This window comes from Mycobacterium persicum (assembly GCF_002086915.1).
Classification (GTDB): Bacteria; Actinomycetota; Actinomycetes; order Mycobacteriales; family Mycobacteriaceae; genus Mycobacterium; species Mycobacterium persicum.
The window spans coordinates 555,465-569,131 of sequence record NZ_MWQA01000001.1; the positions used below are offsets into that span (position 1 = coordinate 555,465).

The window sequence follows — 13,667 nt, forward strand, 5'->3', positions numbered from 1 at the left end:
CGCCGTCGCCTCCGCGCCCGGCATTGCCGCCGTCGATGCCAGCAGCGGCCGCGCCGCCCGCCCCGCCGTCACCACCGTTACCGACTAGCAGAGCGTTACCGCCGGCGCCTCCCGCGCCGCCAGCTCCGCCGGCGCCTCCCGCTCCGCCGTTACCCAGCAGAAGTGCGGCACCACCGGCACCACCAACAGCGCCGGATCCGCCGCCGCCACCGGCCCCGCCGTTGCCATAAATCAGACCGCCGTTGCCGCCATTTCCCCCCACCGCGCCGGCCCCGCCAGCGCCGCCCGCGCCGCCGTGCCCGATCAGCCCGGCCGACCCACCAGCGCCCCCCGCAGCTCCAGCAGCGCTGCTACTGCCACCATTTCCGCCGTCGCCATACAAGATCCCGCCCGGCTGACCCGGCTGCCCCACCGGCCCACTGGCCCCGTCGGCACCGTTACCGACCAACGCCCGCCCCACCAACGCCTCGGAGGGCGCATTGATCAAGCTGAGCACGCCCTGTCCCCCGGTCTGCAAAGGCGACGCATTGGCGGCTTCGGCGACGGTATACACATCCGCACTCCACTTGAGAGTCCCCACAAAATAGTCGTGATACGCCGCCATCTGAGCGCTCAAACTCTGATAGGCCTGGCCATGCCCGGAAAACAGCCACGCCACCGCCGCCGAGACCTCATCGGCACCCGGCGCCGACACCGCAACCGTCGAAATCGCTGCCGCCGCATTTGCTGAACGCAGGTTTGAACCGATCCGCAACACATCCGCCGCTGCCGCGGCCAGTACCTTTGGGCTAGCCACCACGAACGACATCACTTCGATCCCCTTTGTCCGAGTGTCTTTGGCTACCGAGCCAGTACTCCACCGATCACCATCACCTCATTCGGGCCACCGCACCTTCGGCCGAAAGGCGGATTCGAGGGTTGAAATTTTCTCCCCCCATTGGGGGAGGACACCACAGCCGCCGGCTCCGGAACGAAGGTCCACACAGGCCCGTCCGAGCATCGAAACACACTCGAACAGTGAAACTTTCATGCAACGGCCATGTCCCGGCCCGGCTCGGTAACCAATATCGTCCCGTTATTTCGCGGAGAAGGTCTTGTGAGTTAGGGAGATCTACGATGCCGTTGCCCCACGGTTGCATGATGCGGGTTCGCGTCGCCTCATCGGACGGTGTACCCGCCGACTCGAAAACCTCGCCGGCTCGAAAGCCTTAAGAGACCCAGGGCCAAATCCAAAGGCGCGCAGCCACTGGGAAATCGCGCGCAGGACCGGTGGTGAATTCGAACAAAAAGGCGCGGCGCGGGAGTAGCTGCGCCGCGCCCCGGCGCGTACTGGATACCCATCCCGGCTATGCCACCCGGCCGGCGCCCGGCATGCCGCGCTGGCCGTCACCGCCCGCAGTGCCGCTCTCACCGACTGCGCCGCCGCTGCCCGCGGCACCGCTCAGGACACCAGCTGTTCCGCCGCTGCCACCGCTGCCCCCCGCGCCCGGGGCACCGCCCGTACCGCCACCGCCTCCGTCACCCCTGAGGCCGACCTGACCACCAGTGCCACCACTGGCGCCGCCATCGCCTCCGTTGCCGCCCGTGCCGCCGCCGCCTCCCTCGCCGCCGGCCCCTCCGGCACCGCCAACGCCTCCACTGCCCGCGAGTAGCCCGCCGGCACCGCCTTGACCGCCGCTGCCTCCGGTCCCGCCGGTCCCGCCGGTCCCGCCGGTCCCGCCGTCGCCGGCGTCGCCGCCATTACCGGCAGTTGCGGTATTGCTCGTGCCTCCGCCGCCACCATTACCGCCGACGCCACCGAGGTCGCCGACCCCGCCGGTGCCGCCCGTCCCACCGGCGCCGCCGCTGCCGCCGTTGCCGACCAACAGCCCCCCGTGACCTCCGTTGCCGCCGGTGCCGCCGGCTCCGCCCGTGCCACCGGTAGCGCCGATCGCGCCGTCACCGCCGTTACCGCCTCTGCCGCCGATGGCCCTGTTGATATCGACCGATTGGGTGCTGGTCGTTGCGTTGCCGCCAGGTCCGCCGCTGCCTCCCGCGCCGCCTGGAGCTCCGCCGGCGGCTCCATCACCGCCTTTGCCGCCCGTGGCTTCGACGGTGTTGGGCAGGCTGTCGGTGTTGCTGCTCGTCGCGGTCGCGGCCCCGCCAGCCCCGCCGACCCCGCCGGACCCGCCCATTCCCGCCGTGCCACCTCGCCCGCCATCGCCGCCTTGGGCGGTGACGGTGTTTTCGCCACCGTGGGTGTCGGTGCTGCTGGCATGAGCGCTACCACCTTGGCCACCAGTGCCACCCGCCCAGCCGGGACCACCGATGCCCCCGGTTCCGCCGTCCGTACCGCTGGCCCTGGCATCTGTGGGGTTGGTGACGCTCACAGATGTGCCGGCAGTTCCACCGGACGCCGCAGCGCCATTGGTGCTGGGATTAGCTCCGTTCATCCCGGTTGCACCCGCTCCGCCATGCCCGCCATTGCCGCCGTTACCCCAGAGGCCGGCGTAGCCGCCGTCGCCTCCGCGCCCGGCATTGCCGCCGTCGATGCCAGCAGCGGCCGCGCCGCCCGCCCCGCCGTCACCACCGTTACCGACTAGCAGAGCGTTACCGCCGGCGCCTCCCGCGCCGCCAGCTCCGCCGGCGCCTCCCGCTCCGCCGTTACCCAGCAGAAGTGCGGCACCACCGGCACCACCAACAGCGCCGGATCCGCCGCCGCCACCGGCCCCGCCGTTGCCATAAATCAGACCGCCGTTGCCGCCATTTCCCCCCACCGCGCCGGCCCCGCCAGCGCCGCCCGCGCCGCCGTGCCCGATCAGCCCGGCCGACCCACCAGCGCCCCCCGCAGCTCCAGCAGCGCTGCTACTGCCACCATTTCCGCCGTCGCCATACAAGATCCCGCCCGGCTGACCCGGCTGCCCCACCGGCCCACTGGCCCCGTCGGCACCGTTACCGACCAACGGCCGCCCCACCAACGCCTCGGAGGGCGCATTGATCAAGCTGAGCACGCCCTGTCCCCCGGTCTGCAAAGGCGACGCATTGGCGGCTTCGGCGACGGTATACACATCCGCACTCCACTTGAGAGTCCCCACAAAATAGTCGTGATACGCCGCCATCTGAGCGCTCAAACTCTGATAGGCCTGGCCATGCCCGGAAAACAGCCACGCCACCGCCGCCGAGACCTCATCGGCACCCGGCGCCGACACCGCAACCGTCGAAATCGCTGCCGCCGCATTTGCTGAACGCAGGTTTGAACCGATCCGCAACACATCCGCCGCTGCCGCGGCCAGTACCTTTGGGCTAGCCACCACGAACGACATCACTTCGATCCCCTTTGTCCGAGTGTCTTTGGCTACCGAGCCAGTACTCCACCGATCACCATCACCTCATTCGGGCCACCGCACCCTCGGCCGAAAGGCGGATTCGAGGGTTGAAATTTTCTCCCCCCATTGGGGGAGGACAACACAGCCGCCGGCTCCCAGGCGGGAGTTTTGACGAGGCCGTGTTGACCATCGAAATATGCTGTGCTGCTGATCTTTTCAGGATGACAGCGGGTCCGGGCCCAGCTCCGCGGTCACCGCCGCCCCGGGCGGCGAACGAACGAGAGGCCAGTTGCGGATTGCCCGATATTCACTATGAATTGCGGTGATACCGCCTGGCGCCGCCGAGCATTCTCGGCCGAGACAACCACCGGCCAGCAGAGATGCCGCCACACCGCCCGCCGGCGCGGCGCCGCCATCTGCTTCGGCTTAGGGAGATGTGATGGATTTCGCGGGGTTGCCGCCGGAGCACAATTCGGCGCGGATGTTTGCCGGCGCGGGTTCGGCGCCGATGCTGGCGACGGCGGCAGCATGGCAGCGGTTAGCCGCCGAGCTCGGCTCGTCCGCATTCGCGTTCTCATCGCTGACCTTCGGTCTGGCGGGTTCGTCGTGGCAGGGACCGGCCGCGGCGACGATGGCCGACGCGGCCGCAACCCACGTGGGCTGGTTGAACGCGGCCGCACTGCAGGCCGAGCAGGCAGCCGCCCAAGCCCGGTTAGCGGCAGCCGCGTTCGAGGCTGCGCGAGCGGCCACCGTGCATCCGGGGACTATCTCGGTCAACAGGACCCGGCTGCTAAGGCTGGTGGCCTGGAACGTGTTGGGCCAAAACGCCCCGGCGATCGCCGCCGTCGAGGCCGAATATGAGCAGATGTGGGCCCAGGATGTGGCCGCAATGTTCGACTACCACGCCGAGGCTTCGGCGGTCGCCACGATGTTGACCCCGTTCCCCCCGACGCCGCATGCGCTCGCGGGCCTGCCCGGGCAGCGGGCCGGGGCAGAGTCCGTTACGGGCTCCGCCAGCCCGGCCTTAGCCTTTGCCCGCCCGCTTAGTAGGGCGGGCTTGAACCTGGGATTCGCCAACATGGGTAGCGGAAACATCGGCAATGGCAACATCGGCAGCTTCAATATCGGCTCCGCAAATATCGGCAGCACCAACATCGGCAGCGGAAATGTCGGCAATGCGAACATTGGGTTCGGCAACACCGGCCCCTCGTCGACCCCGGCCAGCCGCAACATCGGGTGGGGCAATACGGGCAGCACCAACATCGGCTTCGGCAACACCGGCGACGGAAACATCGGCTTCGGCAACACCGGCGACGGAAATATCGGTATCGGGCTGACCGGCAACGGCCGGACCGGTCTCGGCGGCCTGAACTCGGGCACCGGCAATGTCGGCCTTTTCAACTCGGGCACCGGAAACGTCGGCATCGGGAACTCGGGCACCGGAAACTGGGGCATTGGCAACTCGGGTAACAGCTACAACACCGGCATCGGCAACTCGGGTGAAGCAAACACCGGCTTGTTCAACTCGGGCGTAGCCAATACCGGCGTCGCGAACGCGGGCAGCTACAACACGGGTAGCTACAACCCGGGGAGCACCAACACCGGCGGCTTCAACGGCGGCAGCTACAACACCGGCTTTTTGAACAGGGGCGACTACAACACCGGCGTGGCAAACACCGGCAACGCCGACACCGGCGCATTGATCTCGGGCAATTACAGCAACGGCCTGTTGTGGCGAGGAAATTATCAGGGCCTGATGGCTCCGGGCTTCGGAAACTCTACCGACATCCCGTCGTCGGGCTTCTTCAACGCCGGTTCCGGTAGTGCGTCGGGTTTCGCCAATTCCGGCGCTAATACTTCGGGCTTCTTCAACTCATCGGACGTCGGAATCTCGGGCTACTACAACGCAGGCGCGCTGGAATCGGGCCTGGTGAACTCCGGCAACACTATCTCGGGCGGGTTCAACGAGAGCCTGCTGAATGCCACCGTGCCCGCCTTTGTCTCCGGTGCCCTTAACACCGGCAGTGAGCTGTCGGGCTTCCGCGGCGGCCCGTCGTCACTAAACCTCGGCTTCGCCAACCACGGGGGTGCGAACATCGGCAACGCCAACGTCGGCGACTCCAACTTCGGCGGCGGCAATCTCGGAAACACGAACCTCGGCAGGTCAAACATCGGTAACGCCAACCTCGGCAGCGGCAACATTGGCAGCACCAACATCGGCAGCGGAAACGTTGGCGACGGCAACCTCGGCTTCGCAAGTATCGGCATCGACAACTTCGGCTCCGGAAATCTGGGCGACTACAACATCGGCCCCGGAAACGCCGGCACACATAATCGGGGCTTCTGGAACGCCGGTAACTCCAACATTGGCTTCGCCAACGCCGGCGACTTCAATGTCGGTTTTGCCAACACCGGAAGCAACAATATCGGGATCGGGCTCACCGGAAACGGCAAAGTGGGGCTTGGCGCGCTCAACTCGGGCGGCGCCAACATCGGCTTGTTCAACTCAGGCACCGAAAATGTGGGCTTGTTCAATTCGGGCACCGGCAACATCGGCATCGGAAACTCAGGCAGCGAAAACTGGGGCTTCGGCAACGCCGGTGCCGGAAATACCGGCATCGAGAACAGCGGCATCTTGAATACGGGCTTCGTCAACGCGGGCAGCACCAACACCGGTCTGAGCAACGGCGGCAGCTATAACACCGGTTTCGTCAACGCGGGCAGCACCAATACCGGAAGCTATAACGCGGGCCAGCACAATACAGGCGGATTGAACCCGGGCAATTATGACACGGGGTACTTCAACCCAGGGAATGTCGACACTGGCGCTTTCAGCACGGGAAATTACAGTAACGGCTTATTCGTGACCGGCGACAACCAGGGCCAGATCAGCGCTCATCTCGCCATCGATATTCCCACCGTCCCCATCGACGTCGAGTCCGTCAATCCCATTAAGCAAACACTGGTGGTCGGCGGGCAGGAATACACCATCCCGGGCTATACTTATCCCAAGACATACTTTCTCGACGGCGACTTCTATCTGGGACCGGTCACCATCTCGTCATCCACCCTCACCGGTCCCACGGTGACCATCGACATCGGCGGCCCAGCTACGTCCATTGATGCGACGGTCATCGGCGCCTTACAGGGCGGGACGATCCAGATCATCGATATCCCGGCGGCCCCGGGTTTCGGGAATTCGACAGCCAGCCCGTCGTCGGGCTTCTTCAACTCCGGCACCGGCAGCGCATCGGGCTTCGGCAACGCCGGCGCCGACACGTCGGGCTTCCGCAACCTCGGCGGCGCGGGCGTCTCGGGCTACCGCAACGTCGGCTCCCTCGAATCCGGCCTGGCCAACGCCGGCAACACCATCTCAGGTGTCTACAACACCAGCACCCAAGGGCTCCTGGCGGCGGGCAACCTCTCCGGCGTGGCGAACATCGGCACCAACCTGGCCGGCGTGCTGCGCGACAGCGCGACCGGGACGATGTTCAACGCGGGCCTGGGCAATATCGGGGCTTTGAACGTGGGCTTCGGCAACACTGGGGATTACAACCTGGGCAGCGGCAACGTCGGCGACCTGAACATGGGCAGCGGCAACCTCGGCAGCGCCAACTTCGGTAGCGGCAATATCGGCAACGGCAATATCGGGTTCGCCAACACTGGCCCGTCGTTGACCGCGGCGGTCCATAATCTCGGTCTCGGCAACACCGGCGGCCACAACGTCGGCGCGGGCAACACCGGCGACGGCAATATCGGCTTCGGCAACACCGGCAACGGCAACATCGGCATCGGGCTCACCGGCGACGGCCAGACCGGATTCGGCGCGCTGAACTCCGGCAGCGGCAACATCGGCCTGTTCAACTCCGGCACCGACAACATCGGCATCGCCAACTCCGGTGACGGCAACTGGGGCATCGCCAACTCCGGCAACCACAACACCGGCCTGGCCAACGCCGGCAACACCAACACCGGCGCCTTCAACACCGGCCTGGCCAACACCGGCATCGCCAACACCGGCAGCTACAACACCGGCAGCTACAACACCGGCAACACCAACACCGGCAGCTTCAACCCCGGCAACACCAACACCGGCCTGTTCAACCCGGGCGACGCCAACACCGGCCTGGCCAACACCGGCAACTCCAACACCGGCGTTGCGAACTCGGGCAACGTCGACACCGGCGCGTTCATTTCGGGCAACTACAGCAACGGCTTCTTGTGGCGGGGCGATTACCAGGGCCTGATTACCATTTCGTACTCGTCGACCATTCCCGAAATCCCCTGGCACTACGACGTGAATGCCCCCATCGAGATACCTATTAGCGGCAACGTCAATGAAATTACCCTGGAATTATTCCACATTTCCAGCATCCCCATAAAGGTCCAACTACAACAGACCATCTGCTTCCTGGGGTACTGCACCACCATCACAACAACCTTGTACGACGGCAGCGTCGGCGGCTGGGCACTCGGTCCGTACACCCTGCTCGCGCCCACCACGGTAGCCGAAACCATTGCTCAAACATTTGATCTGCCCGGCAGCGGAACCCTAGGTCCCTACACCTTCGGATTCACTTACCAGCAAAGCCCTGGATTCTTCAATTCGACCACCGACCCGTCGTCGGGCTTCTTCAACTCCGGCGGGGGCGGCGCCTCGGGCCTCTTCAATTCCGCACCCGGGGCCGTGTCGGGGCTGGCAAACGCCGTCGCGAACTCGTCGGGCCTGGGCAACGCCGGCGGAACCGGAAACTCGGGCTACCTCAACTACGGCGGGCTGGAATCGGGCTTCGCGAACTTGGGCAACACCATTTCGGGCTCCTTCAACACGAGCACCGTGGATCTGACACAGGCGGCCTTCGACTCGGGTATCGGAAACGTTGGCACCAACCTCTCGGGAGTCTTCAACGACGTCTTCGTGCCGTAGCTGCGGTCGGCTGGGCCGCTCTCGAGAAAGCGCATTCGCGGAATGGACGCTACCCGATTAGCAGCACCCGACAATAAGGTAAACGCTGACGGCCCCAACGATTGAGCCCAGGTCACCGATGAACAGCACGGATATCGAGCAGGTCCTCCGCAAACAACGGTTGCGCTCATTGCAGGGCGGGTCCATTTTGCGCGTCGGCGTCGCCGTCATCATGTTCAGCGCAATGCTGACCCTCACCGAGCCGGCTCGATTGCCGGCGCAGGCCGTGCTGCTGGGCGTCTATGCATTCGTGACCGTCGGCGCGCTGCTGCTGACCTATGCCGGCACAAGTCAACTGCTCAACGACGACCGGGCGCTGTTGACACTCGCGCTGACGGATGTCGCCGCGGTGTTCGGTTTCAAACTGCTCTCACCCGGCGGATATATTCCCCTGTTGGTGATGGCGCTGCTGCCGCGCCTGGTAGCCGTCGAGTTGTCGCTGCGGCGCGCCGGTATGGTGCTGGCCTGCGCCTTCGCGGTCTTCACCGCATCGGTCCTTCAAGACCCCGTGATCATGAGCCGGGTTGGTCCACGGGAGACGGCAGTGATCGTGCTGATGTATGGATTCATTTGCGGCACAGCGCTATTGGTGGTGATTTTCCGGTTGCGCAATATCGACGAACTGGCCGAACTCACGACCTCGCGCGAAGAGCTGCTTGCCGAGACCATGACCGCATCGCAGGCCGAGCGGCGGCAGATATCCGAGTTCATCCATGACGGACCGTTGCAAGACGTGCTTGCGGCCCGTCGCGATATTGCCGGATTCCTCAAGCGGTCCCCGGATGCACCCCTCGACCAGGCACTGGCTAGCCTGCAGGACGCTTCCCGTCTGCTGCGCGAGGCGACCTTCGAGCTACACCCGGCACTACTCGACCAAGTCGGCCTGGCGGCTGCGGTAGAGAAGCTCGTCGCCGTCGCAGCGGCCCGGTCTGGCATTGCGATCACAACGGACATCGATTATCCGCAGCCGAATGCGATCGACCCGATCCTGTTCGGGGTGATCCGCGAATTGGTATCCAACGTGGCCCGTCATTCGCAGGCCAGATCGGCGACGGTGAAACTGGCGATCGACGGCGACGCCGCTCGGATCGACGTGACAGATGACGGCATCGGCCTCACCGGTGACGGCGCAGCGCGTCGCCTTACCCAGGGCCATATCGGTCTTGCCTCGCACCGGGCGCGGGTCCAAGCCGCCGGCGGCACCTTGACCATCATCGAGGGACCCGTTGGCGCGCGCCTGCAAGTGACGGTGCCGCTTCGGCACCCAGCGCCAACCACCGCCTCGGCGACGGTGCCGCGCCGAACCGATCGTGAGCCGGAACGGTGTTGAACGTCGGCCGAAACCGCGCAGCAGGCCCGCTTTGGGGAGCACCGCCGCGATCAGTCCAAGGCTATGGCTGTCCGGCAACTATTCGAGCAATCGGCGCCGCATCGCCTCGGCTACGGCCGCTCCCCGATCAGACACGCCAAGTTTTTCGTACAGGCTGTGCGCATGCGTCTTGATCGTGCTGCGCGCCAAATGGAGTCGTGACGCGATCTGCGGAACCGACAGCCCATCGGCCATCATCGCGATCACCTGGGCTTCGCGCTCGGTCAGTAACGTTGTCGCTCCCTTGCCCCGCCGTTTCACCTCACCGGCCAATCCCCCGGCTATCCCGGCCGGCAGGTACGAGTCTCCTTCGGCACATCTGAGCACGGCGTTGACGATCTCGTCGCTGTCGGATTCCTTTGTCAGAAACCCCGAAGCGCCCTCGGCCAGAGCCTTATAGACGACGGGGCTGTCATCAAAGGCGCTCAGCAGCACCACACTGGTGGGCAATCCGTCACGGGCGACGGCGTGGGTCACCTCAAGACCGTCCAGTTCGGGCATCTTGTAGTCGAGAAGTGCGACCGCAGGCCGAAGTCGGCGGATGGCGTCCAGCGCCGCGCGACCGTCGGCCGCCTCGGCGACGACCTCCACCCGCCCGCTGGACCTAAGGGCCCGCACCACCCCCTGGCGCATTACCGGGTGGTCGTCGGCCACGACGACGGTGACTCGGTCATGGGAATCGGCCACGGCCTGCTCCAAGCGCTTCAACGAAGTTCTGTGGTTCCGCGCAGGGACGGACTCCGCGCGGGGGACGGACAAGGTGCCTCATCATTGTGTCTCCGGTGACGGGCCTGGCGTGACGATTTGCCGATACGGGTCGCGCAGTTGTGACTGCGCAGCATATCCGCGGTGGCGCTCGCCACGTTGTGCCGTTTCGTTCGAGGACCGCCCGGTCAGTACCGGCGGAATCTCGGCACGCGCCGACATACCGGGGACGACCCTGGGGCACACCCGCGGCGGCAACGTCCCGCAGTGCCCGGCAAACCGGCGCTCCATTGCAGGCCAATGAAGTTCTTTGACGTACACCAGGATTCGCGCGGCGCCGGACCGTGTCATCATGCGGTCCACCACAACTGTCGGAGATGTGAACCATGCCGATCCGGTGCCGGGTCGCTTCCTGAGGCGATGATCCTGCGCAGCCGGGCAGTACCCGCACGTTGGGATCGGTAGCTGTGCGGTCGGTGTGTCATCGCCACGACAACGCCGCCACCCCCGGGAAACGAACCGCCATGAAAATCATCACGATCGCGGTGGCTGGCCTGCTGGCCGGCACGCTGCTGACAGCCAGCCCCGCGCATGCCGAGGTGACCGCTCACCCATTGCCGGTCCGCGTCTACCCGTTGCAGCCCAACCTCGGATCCGACCTTAGGTCGGAGGTACAAGATCTGCTGCAGCAAATCTCCGACCTGGACGACAGCTGGGACAACATCACCCCGGAGGCGCGACAACAGCGTTTAGCACAACTCCAACAGCAGGTAACCATCGTGGATAAAGAAACGCGGGGTCTTCCCGCAGAGCAACAGCCGCAGGTGCAGGCGATGCTGGGCATGGCGGTTATCAAGCTGGCCAACATCCTCCGGAGAGCCCAGCCTCCGGACAGCCCGTGCTACTTGCCCTCCTGCCTGCCTGGGCTGTAGCCCACCGAAGAGCCCACTGGAGCCGCCAAATATTCGACAACGAAATCCGTGCTGCGCTGGTGCCATTCGCTCCACCGCCGCACCATGTAATGGCCCGCGCCTTCGACGCCCACCCACATGGCGTCCACCCCGCGCCGGCGAGCCCGACACGTCTGGGTACGCGAACTGCGCGGGTCGGTCCAGGTGTCGGCGGTGCCGTGCAGGACCAATAGCCGGGTCCGGACCGGGATCCGGTCTCCGTCGCTTTCCGTCCACCACGGCGCCAGTGCCACGACTGCCCCGATGTCACCTCGGCCGGCCAGGTGTGCGGCGACGCGGCCACCCATCGAATGACCCACCAGCACAATGTGTTGGGGAACGAAGCGGCGGCACAGCTGGCCGAGAGCTTCCTCGGCATCGCGGACCGCATCCAAGCCCGGACTATTCCACCCGCGGCGGCGGTATTGAACACGTCGCACCAAAACGTCGCGCCCCAGCCGACGTCGCAGCGTGCCGGCAATGAACACCATCCTGAGGTTGGCCAGCTGCCACCACCGGGACGTGTCGTCGCTGCGCACCTTACCGCCTGGCAGGACGAGAACGCAGGCCCGAACGGGGGAACGAGGTGGCCGCACAGCATTGATTCGGAGCCAACCGCCGGGCCGGACTGGTTGATCCCCGATATCGATCAGTCCTCTGACCTGGCGGGCCAGGACGCTTAAAGGTGGCGGTTTCGCGGTGCTGCTCGCTCTGCGGTGGTATCGCCGGCAACATCACAACCCGTCGGTACCACCTGGCCCCAACAGCAGCCCGCCGGCGCCGCCCGCTCCGCCAGCGCCGCCGCTACCGAGGAGCCCAATCGCGGCGCCTTCGCCGACGCCGACCCCGCCGGTTGCGCCGCCGAAGTTTCCCGCCCCGCCAGCCCCACCGGAGCCGGCGAGCCGGCCGCTAGTTCCGCCGGCGCCGCCGTCACCGCCGGCAGCGTTGGTAGAGGTGCCGCCATTGCCGCCGCCGCCACCACCGGAACCGCCGGAGCCGTACAACACGCCCGCGGAACCGCCGGCTCCGCCATCACCGCCCGCGAAGCTTCCGACCCTGGCGCCAGTCCCGCCCGTGCCGCCGTGACCGCCGCTGCCGAAGGCAGGGCGCCACTGCCGCCTTTGCCCCCATCCCCTCCCGAACCCGAACTGGAGCCGCCGCCGCCGCCGGCCCCGCCGTCGCCGAACAACGCTCCGCCCGGGCTGAACAATCCACCCATTCCGCCCGGCCCACCGGCACCGCCGGCACCGATGGCGGCTCCACCGGCACCGCCGGCACCGATGGCGGCTCCTCCGGGACCGCCGGCCCCCCCATTGCCGACCAAGATGCCGCCGTCGCCGCCGTTTGCCCAGTGCCAGGGATTCCGTTGGCGCCGTTGCCAATCAGCGGACGCCCCACTAACGCCCGGGTGCGCGCGTTGATCAGATCGAGCACAGACTGCGCAACGTTGGCCGCCTCCGCTTGGGCATAGGCTCCGCCGCCGGCGATCAAAGCGGTGACGAATTGTGCGTGAAACTGCGCCGCCTGGGCGATCAATGCCTGATACCGCTGCGCGTGTTCGCCGAACAGTGCCGCGATGGCCGCCGACACCTCATCGGAAGCCGCGGCCACCACGTTGATTGTCGGAGCCGCGGCCGCCGCGGTGGCTTCGCTGATCGCCGATCCGACGCTTGTCAGGTCTGGGCAGCCGCCGTGAAGAATTCCGGTGTTGCTACCACATAATTCATGGACGCTTTTTTGCGTGATGAGGCCGATGCGCGAACCCATGAAGGGTACCCACCGTCACGAAGAGCCGTCAGTCGAAATCGCGGAAACCCCTGTGGTTTCCCAGGTTCCGAGGCTTACCTCTGCTCGTAGGTCCCGTAGATGACGGCGCGGGCGATCGCGTGCTGGAACAGGTTGAAACCGAGGAAGGCCGGGCTGGCGTCTTCGCTCAGATCCAATTTCTGGACGTCCACCGCATGCACCGCAACGTAGTACCGGTGCACACCATGCCCGGGTGGCGGTGCGGCGCCGACATAGCGGCGCATACCGGCATCGTTGACCAGCGTCAGTGCGCCGCCCGGCAGCTCGCGGCCGTCGCCGGCGCCTTCGGGCAGCTCGGTCACCTCGGCGGGCAGGTTGGCCACCGCCCAGTGCCAGAACCCGGACAGCGTCGGGGCGTCGGGATCGTAGACGGTGACCGCGAAGCTACGGGTCTGCTCCGGAAAGCCCGACCAGCTCAATTGCGGACTGGCGTCCTGTCCGCCCGCGCCCATGATCCCGCTGACCTGCGCGCTGCGCAGCGGCTGGCCGTTGCTCACCGAATCCGAGGTCAGGCTGAAAGGCGGCAGCTCGGGGAGTGCGGCATACGGGTCGGGCGGTGTTGTCAT

The 13,667-nt window shown here is 66.3% G+C and carries 8 protein-coding genes and 1 pseudogene; 3 read left to right on the forward strand and 6 right to left on the reverse strand.

The window, feature by feature from the left end; all coding sequences use genetic code 11:
- The coding region (locus B4U45_RS02445; RefSeq protein WP_219859305.1) for a PE family protein at nt 1-808 on the reverse strand (808 nt) is incomplete at its 3' end.
- Between the two features lie 538 nt (nt 809-1,346).
- Entirely contained in the window at nt 1,347-3,302 is a 1,956-nt protein-coding gene (locus B4U45_RS29770) for a PE family protein (protein ID WP_219859306.1), read from the reverse strand.
- A gap of 442 nt (nt 3,303-3,744) precedes the next feature.
- Between B4U45_RS29770 and B4U45_RS02455 the strand changes: the two genes are divergently transcribed.
- Both B4U45_RS02455 and B4U45_RS02460 read left to right on the forward strand, forming a co-directional pair.
- Nucleotides 3,745-8,232, forward strand: coding sequence for a PPE family protein (locus tag B4U45_RS02455; RefSeq protein ID WP_219859307.1), 4,488 nt, complete (start codon nt 3,745-3,747; stop codon nt 8,230-8,232).
- 118 nt (nt 8,233-8,350) lie between these two features.
- Nucleotides 8,351-9,601, forward strand: a complete 1,251-nt coding sequence (locus B4U45_RS02460) for a sensor histidine kinase (protein ID WP_075549110.1) — start codon at nt 8,351-8,353, stop codon at nt 9,599-9,601.
- Between the two features lie 78 nt (nt 9,602-9,679).
- Here the strand turns inward: B4U45_RS02460 and B4U45_RS02465 are convergent, their stop codons facing one another.
- The gene (locus B4U45_RS02465; protein ID WP_082275610.1) at nt 9,680-10,327 is read right to left on the reverse strand and encodes a response regulator transcription factor; all 648 of its coding nucleotides are present in this window, start codon (nt 10,325-10,327) and stop codon (nt 9,680-9,682) included.
- 542 nt (nt 10,328-10,869) lie between these two features.
- Here B4U45_RS02465 and B4U45_RS02470 point away from each other — a divergent pair.
- Nucleotides 10,870-11,277 (forward strand): hypothetical protein, encoded by a 408-nt coding sequence (locus tag B4U45_RS02470; protein ID WP_075549108.1) that lies wholly within the window; start codon nt 10,870-10,872, stop codon nt 11,275-11,277.
- On the opposite strand, the gene B4U45_RS02475 is transcribed toward B4U45_RS02470, so the two are convergent.
- From B4U45_RS02475 to B4U45_RS02490, 3 genes and pseudogenes are all read right to left on the reverse strand, one after another.
- Complete coding sequence (locus tag B4U45_RS02475; protein ID WP_239988068.1) at nt 11,247-11,834, reverse strand: alpha/beta hydrolase; 588 nt, start codon at nt 11,832-11,834, stop codon at nt 11,247-11,249. The genes B4U45_RS02470 and B4U45_RS02475 overlap by 31 nt on opposite strands.
- A gap of 201 nt (nt 11,835-12,035) precedes the next feature.
- Nucleotides 12,036-13,022 (reverse strand): annotated as a pseudogene (locus tag B4U45_RS02485) (PE family protein); the annotation flags it as partial.
- 114 nt (nt 13,023-13,136) lie between these two features.
- Nucleotides 13,137-13,667: a YbhB/YbcL family Raf kinase inhibitor-like protein gene (locus B4U45_RS02490; protein ID WP_075549105.1), complete on the reverse strand. Its 531-nt coding sequence runs from the start codon at nt 13,665-13,667 to the stop codon at nt 13,137-13,139.

Coding starts and splice junctions, on each gene's coding strand:
- B4U45_RS02490 (WP_075549105.1), bottom strand. CDS start 13,667: ATGACAACACCGCCCGACCCGTATGCCGCACTCCCCGAGCTGCCGCCT.
- B4U45_RS02460 (WP_075549110.1), top strand. CDS start 8,351: ATGAACAGCACGGATATCGAGCAGGTCCTCCGCAAACAACGGTTGCGC.
- B4U45_RS02470 (WP_075549108.1), top strand. CDS start 10,870: ATGAAAATCATCACGATCGCGGTGGCTGGCCTGCTGGCCGGCACGCTG.
- B4U45_RS29770 (WP_219859306.1), bottom strand. CDS start 3,302: ATGTCGTTCGTGGTGGCTAGCCCAAAGGTACTGGCCGCGGCAGCGGCG.
- B4U45_RS02455 (WP_219859307.1), top strand. CDS start 3,745: ATGGATTTCGCGGGGTTGCCGCCGGAGCACAATTCGGCGCGGATGTTT.